At 63.5% G+C, this 255-nt stretch carries 1 pseudogene; it reads right to left on the bottom strand.

Features of this window, described 5'->3' with window-relative positions:
- Positions 1 to 255: pseudogene (locus IB265_RS37970) on the bottom strand (ISNCY family transposase); the annotation flags it as partial.

Below are 255 nucleotides of genomic sequence, written 5' to 3'. Positions count from 1 at the left end.
GCTGGTCCTTGTCGAACACCCGGTAGGTTAGGGAATGCCCCTTCCAGCGCACATCCAGCCTGCCGTCGGCAAGCGCGTAGGTCTCGACATAGCGACCGACCAGCCCGCGCGTCACCGCGGTCTCCTCCAGCATGATCCGCTGGCGCTCGAACGAAAACGTCAGCTGCGATCCGACATAGCGCTGCTCACGTTTGCACAGGACGTCGCGCAGCCGATCCGGGGCAAGGTTCAGCGGCCGATGCAGATCATCAGATC

Origin of the sequence: Ensifer sp. ENS10 (assembly GCF_014852025.1) — a bacterium.
Lineage (GTDB): Bacteria > Pseudomonadota > Alphaproteobacteria > Rhizobiales > Rhizobiaceae > Ensifer.
Note: the sequence above shows the minus strand (reverse complement) of the source record. Positions and strands in the feature narration are given on the sequence as shown.